Annotated in this window: 9 protein-coding genes and 1 pseudogene; 6 read left to right on the forward strand and 4 right to left on the reverse strand. The window is 73.6% G+C overall.

The window, feature by feature from the left end:
* Positions 1–44: 44 nt before the first annotated feature.
* From ABZV42_RS27230 to ABZV42_RS27240, 3 genes and pseudogenes are all read left to right on the forward strand, one after another.
* Positions 45–293 (forward strand): phosphopantetheine-binding protein, encoded by a 249-nt coding sequence (locus tag ABZV42_RS27230; protein WP_355985434.1) that lies wholly within the window; start codon positions 45–47, stop codon positions 291–293.
* Between the two features lie 142 nt (positions 294–435).
* The gene (locus ABZV42_RS27235) at positions 436–1,392 is read left to right on the forward strand and encodes an LD-carboxypeptidase (RefSeq protein WP_355985436.1); all 957 of its coding nucleotides are present in this window, start codon (positions 436–438) and stop codon (positions 1,390–1,392) included.
* A gap of 64 nt (positions 1,393–1,456) precedes the next feature.
* Positions 1,457–2,236 (forward strand): annotated as a pseudogene (locus tag ABZV42_RS27240) (GNAT family N-acetyltransferase); the annotation flags it as partial.
* A gap of 27 nt (positions 2,237–2,263) precedes the next feature.
* On the opposite strand, the gene ABZV42_RS27245 reads toward ABZV42_RS27240, so the two are convergent.
* Both ABZV42_RS27245 and ABZV42_RS27250 read right to left on the reverse strand, forming a co-directional pair.
* On the reverse strand, positions 2,264–3,154 hold the full coding sequence (locus tag ABZV42_RS27245; RefSeq protein WP_356053956.1) for an RNA polymerase sigma-70 factor: 891 nt from the start codon (positions 3,152–3,154) through the stop codon (positions 2,264–2,266).
* On the reverse strand, positions 3,151–4,248 hold the full coding sequence (locus ABZV42_RS27250) for an FAD-dependent oxidoreductase (RefSeq protein ID WP_355985442.1): 1,098 nt from the start codon (positions 4,246–4,248) through the stop codon (positions 3,151–3,153). Before ABZV42_RS27250 ends, ABZV42_RS27245 begins: the two co-directional genes overlap by 4 nt.
* Positions 4,249–4,810: 562 nt before the next feature.
* Here ABZV42_RS27250 and ABZV42_RS27255 point away from each other — a divergent pair.
* The 3 genes from ABZV42_RS27255 (at position 4,811) to ABZV42_RS27265 (ending at position 9,463) form a co-directional block, all read left to right on the forward strand.
* Positions 4,811–5,176, forward strand: coding sequence for a hypothetical protein (locus ABZV42_RS27255; RefSeq protein WP_356053958.1), 366 nt, complete (start codon positions 4,811–4,813; stop codon positions 5,174–5,176).
* Between the two features lie 338 nt (positions 5,177–5,514).
* Positions 5,515–7,740 (forward strand): condensation domain-containing protein, encoded by a 2,226-nt coding sequence (locus ABZV42_RS27260; protein WP_356053960.1) that lies wholly within the window; start codon positions 5,515–5,517, stop codon positions 7,738–7,740.
* A 487-nt stretch (positions 7,741–8,227) separates the two neighbouring features.
* Positions 8,228–9,463: a helix-turn-helix domain-containing protein gene (locus tag ABZV42_RS27265; protein ID WP_355985450.1), complete on the forward strand. Its 1,236-nt coding sequence runs from the start codon at positions 8,228–8,230 to the stop codon at positions 9,461–9,463.
* A 24-nt stretch (positions 9,464–9,487) separates the two neighbouring features.
* On the opposite strand, the gene ABZV42_RS27270 is transcribed toward ABZV42_RS27265, so the two are convergent.
* Both ABZV42_RS27270 and ABZV42_RS27275 read right to left on the reverse strand, forming a co-directional pair.
* A complete protein-coding gene (locus tag ABZV42_RS27270; protein ID WP_356053962.1) occupies positions 9,488–14,626 on the reverse strand; it encodes an AMP-binding protein in 5,139 nt (1,712 codons plus the stop codon).
* A gap of 298 nt (positions 14,627–14,924) precedes the next feature.
* Positions 14,925–15,179, reverse strand: a complete 255-nt coding sequence (locus tag ABZV42_RS27275; protein WP_356053964.1) for a hypothetical protein — start codon at positions 15,177–15,179, stop codon at positions 14,925–14,927.
* Positions 15,180–15,481 lie beyond the last annotated feature (302 nt).

Raw genomic sequence — 15,481 nt, forward strand, 5'->3', positions numbered from 1 at the left:
CCGACGAGCCGACGAGCCGACGACACACAAAGGATGAGGTCAGCATGGCTTGGGACAAGAAGTTCGAGGTACTGCTGCGTGAGTACCTGCCGTTCCTCGACGCCGGTGAACCGCTGGAGGCCGACACGGACCTCAGGCTCGCGGGTCTGGACTCACTGGGCGCGGTGGAGCTGCTGGGCTCGCTGGAGGGCGCCTACGGGGTGCACTTCGTGGACGATGTCCTCTCCCTGGAAACCTTCGCCACACCCGGGGCCCTGTGGGCGACGCTGACCCGGTTGCAGGCGCTCGCCTGACCTCCCGGACAAGGCCCTCGGGACCGGTGAGCTCGCATGTTCAGGTGTCGCGTATTCGCTGACGGCTGCCTGGCTGCGTTGACGGTGAGTGATTGATGTAGACGGCTCACCTTCGGCTCGGCGGGTGTAGGAAGATCCCGGTATGGACAACTGCGACAGTCATCAGACCCTGCAATCGCCGCGGTTACGGCCCGGGGATCGGGTGCGGATCGTCTCTCCAGCCAGTCCACCCAGCCGCGAGGGAGTCGCCCGTGGCGTCGAGCTACTGACGTCATGGGGGCTTCGGGTCGAGTTGGGCGAGCACGTCTTCGACCAATGGGGGTACATGGCTGGCCGAGACGAGGATCGCGTCTTCGACCTGAACTCCGCGTTCGGTGACCCGGGAGTCCGCGCGGTGATTGCCACCCGGGGCGGCAAAGGCGCCTACCGCATCGTCGACAACCTGGACATCGACGCCCTACGGCGCGACCCAAAACCCTTGGTCGGCTTCAGCGACATCACCCACCTCCACCTTGCCCTGTGGGCGCGATGCGGTCTGGCCTCGCTGCATGGCCCGTTCGTCAACTGGAGCGACGAATGGTGCGGGCCGGCGTCGGCCGAAGCCCTTCGCCGCGCGCTGATGACCACCGACCCCGTCATCATCCACCGGGACACCAACCAAGCCGGCGCGGCGGTCACCGTCGAGGGCACCGCGACCGGTGTCTTGGTCGGCGGCAACCTTGACGCGATCCGCACCGAGGCCGGAGCCGGTCTGCCGAGCCTTGAGGGGGCGATCCTCTTTCTCGAACACCAGAGAGGTACAGGGCTGGGAGAGGTCGACCGCGCACTGACCCAGCTGACCCGTACTGGGGCCCTGGAGGGGCTGTGCGGTGTCGCACTTGGTCAGTTCCTCGGCTTCGATCAGGATGCCGATGATCCGACCCTGGGGGGATGGGGCATCGCCGACGTACTGCGCGACCGGCTGACGCGCCTGGGTGTTCCTGTCCTCGGCGGACTCCCTGCCGGACACGGCCTCCACCCTCCGACCATCCCGCTTGGCACTCAGGCCACGATCGACACCGCCGAAGGAACCTTGACGGTTCAGCCAGCCGTCGCCTGACCGACGACCGCTGAAAGGCATTGAGCAGTGCTCCCCGAGTCGAGGAGATCCGGGATCATGAAGCATGCTTCCGCATGACTGGCACCTCACCCAAGACGTTGACGACTTCCTCGCCCGAGCCGGGGACTTCCTGCGCTCGCGCCCCGCCCTACACAACACGCCGCTGACGGACATCGAGAAACTGCGGATACGCAGGCCGGACGCACACGGCCCCGTCACCGCCGTCTTCGGCCGACTGGAGTCCGGAGGCGAGGTCCACGCGGTCTTCTATCTCACTTCGCGCGGCCGCCTGGGCCTCACCCCCCTCTCTGCCGAGCAGACCGACGTCCTCGCCGCCCATCTGGCGGTCCTCGGCCACTCGCCCGCCAACGTCATCGCGGACCACGACACCGCCACCGCATTCGCCGATTCCTGGCAGCGGCAGACGGGCGCGGCCCCAGCACTCTTCTGGCAGACGCATCTCTACCCTCTCGGCACACTTACCCCGCCGCAGCCGCGCCCGGAGGGCCGGGGCCGTCTCACGGGCGGGACAGACCGCGAACACGTCGTGCGCTGGTGCCGTGAGTTCTGCGTCGACGTCGGGGAGCAGTCCTCCATCGACTTGATCGACGCCGGTTCCTGGGACCACTCGCGTTTCGGCGACCGGCACTTCACGTTCTGGGAGACCGCGGACGGCACCCCCACCTCGATGGCGGCCGCGACGTCGGTCATCGGCGGCATGGTCCGGATCGACCCCGTCTACACCCCGGCCCACCTCCGGGGCCGCGGCTACGCGGGCGCCGTTACGGTTGAGGCGAGCCGGGCAGCGCTGGCCGCGGGCGCGACGGACGTCGTCCTGTTCACGGGTCACACCCCTTGGAAGACGGGCGGTTCAGATCTTGACGGCGGTGAGCTTCTCCGGGTTGCGGACGCAGTAGACGGCCGTCACGGCACTGCCGCGAACCTCGACCGAGGTCACCTGATCGAGTACGCCGTCGATGAGCACCGCGACGGAGTGCATCCCGTTGTAGGTGCCGATGCGGATGTCGAGTTCGCCCATGCGGGCGCCCTTGGCCAGGAGGCCGAGGAGTAGCCTGGCCACCTTGTCGGGCCCGACCACGGGGCGCCGCACCGCGTTCACGACCCCGCCGCCGTCGGCCAGGAACACCACGTCGGGTGCGAGCAGGTCCATCAGACCTTGGACGTCGCCGGTAGCGGCCGCCGTCAGAAACCGTTCGGCAATCGGCTGTGCCTCCGCAGGGGTGGCGACCGCAGTGTGCCGTTTCGCGCGCACACTGTTGCGGGCGCGCTGGTTCAGCTGCCGCACCGCGGCCTCGGACTTGCCCACCGCGGCGGCGATCTCCGGGTAGTCGAAGGCGAACACCTCGCGCAACACGAACACCGCGCGCTGGGCTGGGGTAAGGGCCTCCAGTACCAGCAGCATCGCGGTGGTCACGGCCTCCCCGGTGAGCACATGGTCGATGCCGTCGGGTCCGTCGCCGACAACGTCGGTCACCAGCGGCTCGGGCAGCCACGGCCCCACGTACCGCTCCCGACGACGGACGGCCGACCGCAGTACGCCGAGCGACTGCCGGGTGACGACCTGCGCGAGATAGGCCCGCGCGTTCTCCACCGAGGTGTGGCTCACCGACCGCCACCGCAGGTAACTGTCCTGCAGGACGTCTTCGGCGTCGGCCACCGATCCGAGGATCTCGTAGGCGATCGAGAACAGCAGGGCCCTGTGCGCGGTGAACTCGTCCGCGGGGTCCGGCTGTTCGGTCACTTCGGGCCCCGCAGCCAGGCGTAGGTGGCGGTGCGGGCGCCGAACTTCGCGTAGCGGCAGACTCGTTCCTTGCCCATGGCCGCAGTGCGCCCGGCGAAGAACAGCCGCCACACGGTGTCGTCCCTGCGGCCGACCTGCAGCAGCCCGTCGCGCCGGCCCAGGCTCAGCGCCTGCCCGGTGTATCCCATGGAGTAGGGCTTGGGCTTACGGCCTTCGATCATCCGCGCCAGCGTATCCGCTGCGTGCGCGCCTTGAGGCATGGCCGTCGCACAGGCCGCCCGCGCACCGGGAACCGCCGCGCAGTCACCGACGACGAAGATCCGCGGGTCGGTCACGCTGCGCAGATGCTCGTCGACCACCGCACGGCCGTCGGCATCCACCTCCAGCCCACTGCGGGCGGCCAGGTCGGGCACGCCCCCGATCATCGCCCACAGCGTGAGGTCGGAGGTGAACTGCAGGCGCGAGTGGAGACGCACCGTGTCGCCTCCTCCCTCCCCGGCGCCGGGGTCGATCTGCGCGACGGAGTCCTCCACGACCTCCACGTTCAAGCGGTCCAGGCCGGTGCGCACACGCTTCTGCGCCCCCGCCGACAGGCTCGCGGCGATCGTTCGTCCCACGATCCGCACGTGGAGGTCGGGTCGGCCGAAGGCGACTTCGGCTGCCGTCTCGATGCCCGTCAGCCCGCCGCCGATGACGGTGACCGTCCTCCCGCCGGGCAGCCCGGCCAGGGCAGCCCGTGCCCGCTCCGCGCCCTCCCAGGTACCCACCGGGACGGTGCCCGGCAGCGGTGCGACCGTGCTGCCCACCGCAAGGAACAGGTAGGCGAAATCGAGACTCGACCCGTCGCCGAGAGCGACCTCTCCGTCGCTGATCTTGTCGACGGTGTCCAACCGCGTTGCGACCCCTTCGCGCAGCATCGACGTCAGCGGGGTCGTCGCGGCACCGGTCCCGGCGATCTGCTCGTGCAGCCGCACCCGCTCGACGAAGTCCGGACGGGGGTTGATCACCGTAATCTCCGCTGCCTTCACCTTCTTGGCCAGCCGATTCGCCGCGATCGTCCCCGCGTAGCCGGCGCCCACCACAACGACCCTCATGTGTGCCTCCTGTTTTGGAATCAGCTCAGACACGGGATGCAGCCCACCTCGCGCCTGTGACGGACGAGCCGAGTGATCTGCATCACTGAATGCCGAACCGGCAGGCGGCAGGGATGTAGTTCCATTGCAGGGAGGTCGGTGATCAGGCTGAGAGCTCGTCGTCGCGATGATCGGTGCGCCGGGACGGACGGGCTGAGCTCCGAGTAGGAGAAGGCTGAAGCTCGCCTGCGAGCTGCACGCCTCCCGCGATCACACACGGTCACCCGTCGGCCGCCCCATCCGAGAACTGGCGACGGTTGAATACGCGAGCCCACCAGTACCGAGGGCCGACGACAAGCGTCGGACCGCCGGACGGCCGGATCGCCGGACCCGATGGCGGTCCGGCGATCCGGCCGTCCGGCAACCCCATGGACCCCTGGCCCCCGTGGCCGTGGCGGGCCGGGTCCTGCCGCCTCACCGGGGTCCACCCGTCCTCCGTCCCCGCTCCAGCACGGACGGCCATGATTTCCGGGCCGGCCGTGTGGCCGTAGGGACGACGGACCATCAGGAAGGGCCTCTCGTCATGACGCTGACGCTGACCGAGCCCCTCAGCGGGGCGCTGCATGAACTCCTCGCCGCGCGCAGCCTGCGCGAGCGCAACAGGGAACTCGTCCTCGCGCTGGTCGCGGCGGGCAACCGGGGCGAGGTCAACTGCCTCACCCGCCACTGGGCGGGCGCCGCCGAAACGGGCGGGGGCACGCTGCCCGACGGACTGGGGCTGGGGCTGCGGGTCGAGGGCGTCGTCGCCGACAACGACGCCGTCGCCCTGCGCGTGACCGCCCGTGCCCAAGGAGCGGCCTGGTCGCTGGTCGCGGAGCTCCGCTTCGATACCGCGGGCCGAATCGAGCAGTGCCACGACCTGCTCGTACCCAGGACACCGGCGAGCTGACGCGGCCTCGAGGCAGGCGCCCGGTTCCCTCGCCGTGAGGCGGCTTCGGCCCGGCCCCGGCCAGGCCCGGCCCCGGCCAGGCCCGGCCCCGGCCAGGACCGGCCCCGGCCAGGACCGGCTTCGACAGGGCCCGGCCCTCTCCTCCGGGTGCGCGGCCCTGGATCGAGGACCGTTCGGGGGCCGCTGGAGAAAACGGACGCACGGGACGCGGCGGAGCTAGCGTGAAGAGGCTGGGCTGCGGCTTTGTCAGCGTGTGCCGGCCCACCGGGGCCGCGCCGACTCATCGGGCCAAGGGGGCAGTTGCTCGTTCCGTACGGGTGTCCGGGAGGGGGAGACGGATGAACGGCGACCGGCCCGCCGGGGTGTGCGCGGTGATCGACCCCGAGCGGGGTGAGCACGGCACCCTTCAACTGCACGGGATCCTGGACACCGCCTCCTTCCACCGTGCCCTGCACCGCCTCGCGGAACTCCGCCCGGGTGCCCAACACCCGGGATCCCGGCTGCTGCGGCACGGAGCCGCCCTGCACACCCTCGAACTGCCCGGCGGCGACGTGGCACCCGCGCCCGCCGCCGTCGGTCTGCTCGCCGACCTGATCACCGCCGCCCCCGAGCACTGCCCCGACACCGGGCCGCCCACCGCACCGGCGGGACCCTCCTGCCGGACACTGCCGCGCACCGAACCGCTCACCCCCCTTCAGCAGCAGCGCCTCGCCGACGCCCTGGCCCGGCCCGGCCACCAGAGCGAGCAGATCATCTGGCGCTGGTACGGCGCCCTGGACACCGCACGCCTCACGGCCGCCTGGCACGCCGTCGGTGAGCGCGAGAGCGTGCTGCGCACCGCCTTCGTATGGGACCCGCGACCGCGCGCCGTCGTCCTGGACCGCGGCGTCACGGACATCGTCCGCCACCCCCACACCACGGTGGACGGGCGCACGGCGCTGGTGGCCCGTGAGCGTGCCCGCGCCTTCGACCTGCGACGCCCTCCAGCGGTGCGCCTGGCCCTGCTGGACGGCGGCCCCGGGGATGCGGGCGCGCCCTTCACCGACGTACTTCTCACCTATCACCGTGCCCTGCTGGACAGTTGGAGCGTGCGGCTGCTGATGCGCGAGTGCTGCCGCGCCTACCTCGCCGACGGGACACTGCCCGGCGGTGAACGCCGCCCCGACCTCGGTGACTGCGCCCGCCGGCTCGGCGCTCAGGACCCGGACCCCGCCCACGACTTCCGGCGCGACCCCACCCCCCAACCCACACACCAGCCCGCACGCCAACCCACAGGCCAGCCCGCACCCGAGCCGGCCGAGCCCGCACACCAGCCCGCCCACGGGCTCGCATACGAGCCCGCCCCCCAGTCCGCCCTCCAGCTGGAACACGAGCCCGTGCGCCGGCCCGTCGTGCTTCCGTCCGGACCGGACCGGGACGCGGACGGGGTCGGTACCGGCGTGCTGCGCGCCGCCCTGTCCCCGGCCCGCAGCACCCGCCTGGCCCACTGGGCGGCACGCTGGGGCGTCGCGGAGAGCAGCGTGCTCCAGGCGGTGTGGGCCCTGCTCCTCTACCGTTCCGGCCGTTCCGACCGTTCTGCCAGTGCCGCGCCCGCTGCCGCGAGTGTCGGTTTCGGCCTGGACTTTCCCGGCCGCGGACTGCTCCTGGAGGGCATCGAGGGTGTCCCCGGCCCGTTCGAGAACGCGCTGCCCCTCACCGTCGCCCTCGACCCGGCGCTTCGACTGCCCGCGCTGCTGCGCACCCTGCGCGACCTGGTGATGGACCTGTCCGCCTACGAATGGACCACCGCCGGCCGGCCGGCCACTGCCGGGGGCGGGGTGCGGGCCGGCGGTCTGCTCGCCTTCGACTGCGGCCCGCGGCCCGAAGCCGCCTACGGCCGCGAACTGGCCGCGCACGGCATCCGCCTGGAGGAACAGGAGGCCGCCGGGGCGCCCGCCGGGTACGCCCTGCGCCTGCGTGCCGGCCACGACACCCGCCGCGCTCTCGTCCTGACCTGTGCCTACGACCGTGACCTCGTCGACGGCGCCGCCGCCCGTACCCTGCTGGCGCACACCGTACGGCTGCTGCGGCTGCTGCCCGCCACGGCGGGCGCGGCCACCACCGTCGAGGACGTGCTGGCCTGGATGCCGAAGACGGCCACCCCCCGGGTCCCGGACGGCTCCGCCGCCGGGGGCGCGGCGCCGCTGGTGCTGCTGCGGAGCGCGTCGGCGCCCGCGGCGGCCACCGTGTGCCTGCTCGACGTCCCCGGCGCGCCGCGCACCGGGCACCGGGAACTGGTGCGGCACTACCGGGGACCCGAAGCCCTGAACGCGCTGCGGCTCGGTGCCGGCCGCCAGGTGGACCAGGCCCGGGCGCTCACCCGGCTCGCCCGCTCGGGCGGCCGGCTGGTCCTTGGCGGGTACTCCGGCACCGGCGCCCTGGCCTGCGAACTGGCCGGGCAGGTCACCGGATCGGGGGTGCGCCCGCCCCTGGTCGTGGTCGGCGGCGTCGGCCACGATCCGGACGGGCCCCGCAGCCTGGCCGCCGCTCTAGAGCGGGCGAGCGCGTCGGCCGCCCGGCCCTGACACCTCACCCCCACCCCCACAGCCACCCCCCCCGCTTTTTTGCCCGTCGTGCCCGCACGGTTACGGGGGGAAAAGGCCGCCTCTAGGGCCAGTTGATGTCGTCGTCGTTGCCCGGCGTGTCACGCATCGGTGCCGGTCGGCCGGCGAGGCCCGTGCGGGCGGCGCGGCGGGCAGGAACCGCGTGTTTCATCAGACCCTCCGTGGACGCGGACGAGGACAGCTCCCGTGAGCGAGGACGGGCCGGTGCGCAGGTACCGGCCCCGGCGCTTGAGATATTGCCCGCGACCGCTCAAGAACCCCTTGAGGAACACCGGACGAATCCCTCAGGCCCGCACGAACTCCGAGGCACGGCATCTGGCAAAACATTGCCCGCCCCTTGCCTCGCCCCCTACGCTCGGTTGCGGCATCCCGGTGGCACCCGGGGCGATGGCACGCCCCGTCCGCCCCGCGGGCCACCCCCCACCCGTCCGTCCCAGGGAATGGTCACATGCTGCGTCAGCCCGCGTTCGGCCGTCGTCTTCGCAAACTGCGACAGGCCCGCGGGCTGTCCCAGACCGCGCTGGCCGGTGACGGCATGTCCACGGGATACCTCTCCCGTCTGGAGTCCGGCGCCCGCCAGCCCACCGAACGGGCCGTCGCCCATCTCGCCGAACGCCTCGGCCTGGACGCGGCCGACTTCGAGGAACCCGCCGGCGGCTCGCTGGCCCACGCACTGTCGCTGGTCTCCTCCACCGGCTCCGAGGGGGCGATGGAAACCCTCCGCGAAGCCCTGGCGGCCGAGGGACACGAGGCTCCGGTGCTGCGCTGGCAGGCGCTGTGGCAACTCGCCGGACAGCGCCGGGTCCAGGGCGACCACGGCGGCGAGCGGCAATACCTGGAGGAACTGGTACGGCTCGGCGACTCGGTCGGGCTGGTCGCCCTGCGGGTCCGCGGTCTGACCCGCCTCGCCCGCTGCCTGCGCGCGCTGGGCGAGATCACCGCCGCCCTCGACGCCGCGACGCAGGCCCACCACCTCGCCCGCGAGGACGGCCTCGACGTGGAGGACCGTGCCGCGGTACTGCTGGCACTGGTCTCGGTGGAGGCCGAAGCGGGCCGGATGCCCGACGCGCGGGCCCACGCCGACGAACTGGCCGGGCTCGTCGCGGGCCGCAGCGACGCCCTGTGGGCGGAGTCCATGTGGACCGCCGCGGTGGTGCGCCTGAGGCAGGGCGACCACAGCGCCGCGCAGATCTACCTGGAGCAGGCGCTGGAGCAGTTCAGCAGCCGCGAGGACCTCGTGCTGTGGCTGCGCCTGCGGTTCACCGCCAGCCGGCTGTACCTGCAAAAGCAGCCGCCGGACCCGAAGGCCGCCGAGCGGTGCCTGACCGACGCCGAGCCCGCACTCGCCTTCGTCGGCACCCCGGGCCTGCGCCAGGACCTGCTCGCGCTCAAGGCGGACGTTGCCTTCTTCCTCGCCCGCTACGACGAGGTCCACGTCCTGCTCGGCGAACTCGCCGAGATGGAGCTGCGGATGAGCTACCGCGACCGGGTACGCCTGGACATCCTGCGCAACCAGCTGCGTATCCGCTCCGGTGATTCCAGCGGCATCCAGGGACTGCGGGACCTGGCCGAACAGGCCCAGGCCGGCGCCAACATCGACCTGGCCGCCGACATCTGGCGCATCCTCGCCGAATCCCTGGCCGGCTCCGCCGCACACACCGGCCCGGCCGCCTCCGGAACCTGAACGGCCGGCCCCCAAAAGGCCTCCTCAGCGCTCGTACAGATCCTCCGGATCCTTGAGATCCTTCAGCTCCTCCGGATCTTTCAGATCCTTCTGATCCTGCGGATACGTCGTGTGCCAGCCCTGCGGCACGGCGGCCGCCGCCGGCCACGGAGCCCGGTGGCCGGCCGTGTCGGCGAGCACCACGAAGGCGGCGGACGCGTCGTCGAACGGGTCGTCGTGGGCCGCGATGTCCAGCACCCGCAGATTGCCGTACTCGTCCAGGCGGGCGGCGCGGCCGGTGCGCCACATCCGGGCGGTGGCGCCGTCCGGGCCGCCCAACGGGTCGGGCAGGAACCGCCCGCCGCCCGGCCCGCCCGCCCCGGTGTAGCCGCGTGCCACGCCGGCGCCCGCGATGTAGAGGGATCCGGTGCGGCCCGGGCCCACCGGGCGCAGCCGCGCGTCCAGGAGGTAGGCGCGGTGGCCGGGGGCGGGGCGGGCCGGGGCGCCCGGCGGGTGCTCGACGACGAGCCGGGCCTCGGCCCAGCCGCCGCTCACGGTCAGCCCGGCGCCCTCGGTCCTGGCCAGCGACACCAGCGCGCTCAGCACGTCGTCGGCGCCGCCCAGCACCACCCGCGCCCCCCGCCGGCGCAGCCACCCCAGCACCTCGTGCGGCACCTCGCGGGTGAGCGACCCGTCCGGGACGTGCACCCGCGCGCCGCGGACCAGGGCGCCCAGCAGCCCGATCGCCGCGTCCCCGTCCGGGTAGCCGGACACCAGCCAGGCCGCGTCGGCCCGTGTCGCCGCGGTCAGCGCCTCACCGCCCACCGCGACGGTGCCGCCCTCGCCGGGCAGCAGCAGGAGCGGATCACCGGCGCGCAGCGGCCGGGTCCGGTCCGCCTGCGTCACCGGCCAGTGCCCGGCCGGCCGGGCACCGGCCGTGTCCTCGCGCACCAGGCGGGCAGCTCCCGGCACGGCCGGCAGCAGCAGGTCCGCCATCTCGTCGAGCAGCAGCACCACCGGGTGCAGCGAGGCGGCGAGGTCCAGCGACGGGTCGGCCACCGCCAGCGCGGCCCCGGTCTTCGCCACCGCCAGCGCGGCCACCGCGAACCCGGCCGGTGAGGACAGCGCGGTCAGCACACAGCTGCCCGGACCGGCCCCGTGCTCGATCAGGACATGCGCCAACAGGTCGGAACGGGCGTCGAGTTCGGCATAGTCCAATCCCTCCACAGCGAGCGCCCCAGGAGCCTGCGCGACCTGCGCCGCGAACAGCGCGGCCGCATCCTGCTGTACGAGCGGCACCCGCGCCCCCGCCCACACCCCGCCCCCGCAGACCGCGCCGGGCAGCGGCCGCAGCCCGCTCAGCCGGGTCGCGGGGGCGTCGAGGACCGAGCGCAGCAGGGCGGTGAGCTGGTCGGTGAGGGCGGCCGCGGCCCGCTCGCCGAGCGTCTCGTGGCGGAAGGCGACGGTGACCGCGATCCCGGCCGCCTCGCCCGCCGGGCCCTGCCGCTGCGTCAGCGTCCACCCCAGGTCCGCGGCCGGCACCGCGGGCGTGCAGTGCTCGGCCCGCACCGACAGCCCGGCCGCCTCGAACCGGCCGGCGCACTCCTGCACCACCGCCAGCGCCACCCCGCCGGGCAGCGCCGCCAGCGCCGCGTCACCGTCCCGGTAGGCGGCCAGGTCCCCCGCGCGGACCCGGCGCAGCAACTCGGTGAAGGACGGATCACCCGAGGTGTCCACCGTCAGCGCCAGCACCCGCCCGTAGGGGCCGACCGCCTCGCGCAGCGCGGCGGTGTCCCGCGCCGGGACGGGCGCGGCCACGGTGACGGGGTCCTGCGCGCCGAGCCGGCCGAGCAGGGCGGCGAGCGCGGCGTGCACCACCATGAACAGGGTGGCGCCCTGCCCGGCGGCCAGGCGGGTGAGCCGCGCGTGCAGGTCCGCGTCCAGAGCGGTCTCCAGGGTGCCGTAGGAGGCGTGGCCGCAGCGCGGTCCGCTGCCCGGCAGCACGGCGGGCGGCCGGTCGCCGAAGACCGCGCGGGGCGCCGCGTCCAGCCCGGCGGGGGAGCGGTGCGGGGTGCCGCCGCCGGCCCGCGCCCCGTACGCCCGGGCCAGGTCGGCGGCCAGCGGCACATGCGACCACAAATCGACCGAGTCGGCGGGCAGGGCCAGTTCCAGCAGATGGTCCCCCGCCGCCAGTGTCCGCAGCCGGGTACCGGCCGAGCCCAGCCGGGAGTTGCGCAGCGCCTCATGGCGCCGCCCGAGATCCTCCAGGGCCGCCTCCAGGGCGCGCCGGTCCAGCGGACCGCGCAGCCGCAGCGAGAACACGCGGCTGTCGCCGGCCGTGTCACCCGGCCCGGTCACCGCCGCGGGCGCGTCGCCGACGAGCGCGGCGAACGCGGCCGGGGTCGGAGCCCCGTCCAGCGCCCGGCTGCCCGGGTCGCAGCCCAGCGTCTCGCGGACCCGGGCCAGCAGCCGGGCCGCCGCCGCACGGTTGCCGCCGATGCGAAAGAAGTCGGACTCGGCCCGCACCAGGTGCCGGGGCAGGCCCACCACCTCGGCGAACAGATCACGGACGATCTCCTGGACCGGCGTGCCGGGCTGGGTGCCCCCACGGCCGACGGTACGGGCGGGCACCGCCAGCGCCGCCCGGTCCACCCCACCGGAACCGTCCAGCGGCAGGGCCGGCAGGGTCATCAGCGCGGACGGCACCATGTACTCCGGCAGCCGCTCCCGCAGATGGGCACGCAGGACCACCTCCAGATCGACCGCGTCCTCCAAAGCAGCCGGAATATTGGCCCACCCCACCACCCCGGCCCACCCCACCACCCCGGCACGGCCTTCCACCCCGGCACGGCCTTTCGCTCCGGTCCAGCCTTCCGCCCCGGTACGGTCTTTCGCTCCGGTCCACCCCTCCGGTCCGGCGCAGCCTTCCGCCCCGGCACGGCCTTCTACCCCGGTCCACCCCTCCGGCCCGGTGCAGCCTTCCGCCCCGGCACGGCCTTCTGCCCCGGCCAACCCCTGCGCCCCGGCGAAGCCCTCCACTCCGGCACACCCCTCCACTCCGCCACACCCTTTCGCTCCGGTGCAGCCCACCCCGGTGCAGTGCTGCGCCCCGCTGCCGGACCCCGATCCGGTGCGCCCCCGAGCCCCGCCGCCGGCCCCCGTGCCGGGCGGTGCGTACACGCCCGTCACCACACCCGCGGGCACTTGCGCGGGATCCAGGAGGACGATGTCGAGGAGCTCGGGGCTCTCGCCCCAGGTGGGCAGGGCCCGGTAGCCCAGACGCTCGGCCCGCTCGCACAGGACCTCCGGGTCGGGCGCGGGCGCGTCCTGCGGCGCCAGGTCGATGCTCTCCAGGGGATCGAAGAGGGACCGCATCGCCGCGTACTCGTCGTGCACCCGGCGGTTGGGCACCCCGGCCAGACGCAGCACGGCAGGCCGCGCCGCAGTGAGCCGGTCCACGGCCTCCAGACCGCCGCAGCCATCCGCGCCCCAGCGCACGACGGGCGCACCGCAAAGGTCGGCGACCGGCTCGGCGGTGGAGAGCACCACGTCGTAGCGGTAGCGGGTCAGCTCGTTGTGGTGTGAGCCCCGCTTGACCCGCACGTCGACCGCGCGCACGGCGGGCAGCTCCCGGGCGAGCGCGCCGAACAGGGCGGGGGAGAGCAGCAGTTCGCTCTCCGCCGCGCACCGGCGGTCGACGGCGCGGCGCAGCGCCTCCCGGTCGCCCTCGGCGGCACCCGGCCGGGCCAGCGCGATCCCGGTCCGCAGGCAGCGGGCGAGGTCGAGGCTGCGCACATCGCCGAGGAACAGCGAGCCGCCCGGGGCGAGCAGCGGCAGCACCCGCTCGATGACCATGCGCAGGCGGGCCAGGCCCGGAAAGTACTGGATCACCGAGTCGACGACGATCGTGTCGAAGTGGCCAGCGGGCAGTCCGCCGGTGTCCTCGGCGCCACGGCAGTCCAGCCGCACCTTGTCCCTCAGCGACGGATCCGCCTCCACCCGCGCGGTGAGCGCGGCGATCGCGGCGGGGGAGGAGTCGGTGGCCCAGTACTCGTGGACCTCCTCGTCGCGGGCGAGGCGGCCCAGCAGCAGCCCGGTGCCCACACCGATCTCCAAAACCCTGCGGCGCGCCAGCTCCCGGATCCGGCCGAGGGTGGCGTGCCGCCACTCCCGCAGGTCCTCCAGCGGGATCGGCAGGGCGTCGTAACTGCTGGTCCAGCCGGTGAAGTCGTCACCCGCCCCCCGGCTCGCGGCATCCGCGTGGAGCGCATCGCGGATCTCCTTCCACCGGGCGCTCTGCGCGTCCTCCTCGGCCGCCGCCGGAACCACGACGGCCGGCACCACATGCGCCACCAGCCGCCTGTCGCCGTCCGCGCCCTCGTGCAGGGACACCGCGGCGGCGGACACCGCCGGGTGCGCGCTCAGCACCGACTCGACCTCACCGAGCCCGAAACTGCGCCCGCACAGCTCGACCCGGTCCTCCACCCGCCCGGCCGCCTCCCGCCCACCGCCGTCCCCGCCCGCCCGGACGGAGGGACCGGCACCCGACACCAGGGCGGCCCACACCAGGGCGGCGACCGCACCGAAGCCCAACCCGGCACCGGCCGCCACGCCGTCGCAGTCCGGCCGCGGAGGGCCGGCGTCCTCGATGAGGTCCAGCACCGTACGGTGCGGCACGACGACCCCCTCGACGGCCCCGGCGGCGCCGAAGGAGTAGCAGACACACAGGGCGTCGTCCGGGCCGGTGGTCTGCTCGGGCAGGGCGTCGGAGCACCGGGCGATCCCGGGCGCCTCGGCGTCCAGCGCGAGGACCACCGTGTCCAGACCCGCGTAGTCCCCGGCGTCCGCGCTCCCGGTCAGCACCGCGACGGCCGCGCTGTCGCGTACCACCAGCCGCCGCCGCTCCACCCGCTCGGCGGGATCGAGGGGGACGTAGGCCGCTCCGGCCCGCACGATCGCGAGGAACGCGGTCACCGTCTCCGGGCCCGGCCGCAGCGAGGTCACCACCCTGTCGCCGCGGCCGATGCCGCGCTCCCGCAGACGGGCGGCGAGACGATTGGCCGCGCGGCCCAGCTCCCGGTAGGTGAGGCGGCCGCCACGGCCGTCGTCCTGCCCGGGGTGGTGCACCGCGACCGCGTCGGGACGCTTCTGGACCTGCTGCTCGATGAGGTCGGAGATGGACATCGGGTACCGCTCCTTATGACAGCGCCTTCCGGCTTGGCAAAACGTTGCCTGAATGTTGGCAATGGTGGCCTGAGGTGGCGTCCTGACGTGGTCGAGCGGCGCTGGAGTCGCTGGTGGCAAGGGGGTGTTGCCGCCGGGACGGGAGCGCGAGGTTGCCAAGGGGCCCCGAGCGGGGGAGTGCCCGGCGATCACCCGGGCCGCGTCCCGCACACGGTCTCGCCCCGAAAACGCCGAAGCCCCCGCCGGGCATGGCTGCCTGCGGGGGCGTCACGGGCGGGCACGGATGCCCGGATACGGATCAGACGCTGGCGACGGCGGGAGCGGTGGGCCAGTCGATGCCGCCGGTCTGGATCGCGGTCGGGGCGACGGGCCAGTCGATGCCACCGGCCTGGACGGCGGCGGGGGCGACCGGCCAGTCGATGCCACCGGCCTGGGTCGTGGAGACCGTCTTCGCCGTCGCCGGCCAGTCGATCGCGTCCGCGGTGGTGGTGCCGGCGGCGGAGAAGGCGGCGAGAGCGGCGGCGGCGACGGCGATGCGGGCGATGCGGTTCATGGCGGGCTCCTCGGTGTCAATTTCGTTTTCGTTGCTTGGCAACCTTCTGCCAAGAAGATTGGCAACAAAAGCTCGCAAATTGGTCGGGAATGGGTCGATTCGGACTCAAGGTGCACGCCAGGAACACCTCAGAAGGAGGGCGGGCGCCATGGATTTGCCTAGAAAAACATGCCCTGAGCTGCGAAAACGAGAATTCTTGGCAGATCCGGAAACGCTCTGGCAATGCTTGGCAATTCCTGGAGAACCGGGGCGGAAGCGGCCGGGATCCCTGTCGCCGGCCCCGTACTAGAGCCGTGCCTGAG

Source organism: Streptomyces sp. NPDC005281, from assembly GCF_040607495.1.
Classification (GTDB): Bacteria; Actinomycetota; Actinomycetes; order Streptomycetales; family Streptomycetaceae; genus Streptomyces.

Coding starts and splice junctions, on each gene's coding strand:
- ABZV42_RS27230 (WP_355985434.1), top strand. CDS start 45: ATGGCTTGGGACAAGAAGTTCGAGGTACTGCTGCGTGAGTACCTGCCG.
- ABZV42_RS27235 (WP_355985436.1), top strand. CDS start 436: ATGGACAACTGCGACAGTCATCAGACCCTGCAATCGCCGCGGTTACGG.
- ABZV42_RS27250 (WP_355985442.1), bottom strand. CDS start 4,248: ATGAGGGTCGTTGTGGTGGGCGCCGGCTACGCGGGGACGATCGCGGCG.
- ABZV42_RS27255 (WP_356053958.1), top strand. CDS start 4,811: ATGACGCTGACGCTGACCGAGCCCCTCAGCGGGGCGCTGCATGAACTC.
- ABZV42_RS27260 (WP_356053960.1), top strand. CDS start 5,515: ATGAACGGCGACCGGCCCGCCGGGGTGTGCGCGGTGATCGACCCCGAG.
- ABZV42_RS27265 (WP_355985450.1), top strand. CDS start 8,228: ATGCTGCGTCAGCCCGCGTTCGGCCGTCGTCTTCGCAAACTGCGACAG.
- ABZV42_RS27270 (WP_356053962.1), bottom strand. CDS start 14,626: ATGTCCATCTCCGACCTCATCGAGCAGCAGGTCCAGAAGCGTCCCGAC.
- ABZV42_RS27275 (WP_356053964.1), bottom strand. CDS start 15,179: ATGAACCGCATCGCCCGCATCGCCGTCGCCGCCGCCGCTCTCGCCGCC.